Genomic DNA, 907 nt, shown 5'->3' with positions numbered 1-907 from the left:
CCCCAAGGGGATTCGAACCCCTGTTACCGCCGTGAAAGGGCGGTGTCCTAGGCCTCTAGACGATGGGGACGCAGAAAACTGCAACCCTAGGACAAACACTATGCAAATCTGGTGGAGCTATGCGGGATCGAACCGCAGACCTCTTCGCTGCCAGCGAAGCGCTCTCCCAGCTGAGCTATAGCCCCGACTTGCATACACACCACCAATTAATGTTGGCTGTGTATCGCTGAGTGCGGGGCGCATTCTATGCAGCCCCCCAAATAAAGTCAACAGTTTTTTATCTAAGTTTATTTAAATGATTTAAATTTCAACAAGCTGACTAAATATCAATCCGTTACGGTGGTGTTTTAAACAAAGTGCTATCAAATTCGCTATTTTGAGCTACTTGCAGTACTGGTTTCTCATTTAAAGGCTTCCTGCCTATAAACTTGCTTATTTAAATAAGGTATACATTTATATGCAAAACAAAGATCGCTACCTAAAGCTTTAAATAAAGAAACTAAGCGTACCCTATGTTGTTTTTTAATATACAAAATAGGTCGCTTTTAACTGATGCAAACTTATTGATACGAAGAAACTGCTATAAAGCTTTACTGTTTTCATATCACTTCGATCATTTTACTAAGGTCATAGAGCTATAGATCAACTTATAAATACAAGGTTATGAATATAAATTGCATATTTGTTCACCAAAAAATGCTTAAATGCCATGTCATTGTTTATAAAAGCTGCATCTAACACATTTTTACTCATTCAAGTGTTGACACATTTACAACTCTATCTATAATAGCGCCCCACAACAACGCAGCAATGAGTTGTTTTAGATATGGGTCGTTAGCTCAGTTGGGAGAGCATCGCCCTTACAAGGCGAGGGTCACTGGTTCAAGTCCAGTACGACCCACCATTA

Annotated in this window: 2 tRNA genes; one reads left to right on the top strand and one right to left on the bottom strand. The window is 40.1% G+C overall.

What is annotated here, in order from left to right:
• Positions 1 to 109: 109 nt before the first annotated feature.
• Positions 110 to 185: transfer RNA gene (locus HCZ11_RS19505), tRNA-Ala, on the bottom strand.
• 643 nt (positions 186 to 828) lie between these two features.
• Between HCZ11_RS19505 and HCZ11_RS19500 the strand changes: the two genes are divergently transcribed.
• Positions 829 to 904: transfer RNA gene (locus HCZ11_RS19500), tRNA-Val, on the top strand.
• The last annotated feature ends 3 nt before the right edge of the window (positions 905 to 907 follow it).

This window comes from Pseudoalteromonas sp. HF66, assembly GCF_011806445.1.
Taxonomy (GTDB): Bacteria; Pseudomonadota; Gammaproteobacteria; order Enterobacterales; family Alteromonadaceae; genus Pseudoalteromonas; species Pseudoalteromonas apostichopi.
This window is presented reverse-complemented; position numbering and strand designations above follow the sequence as displayed.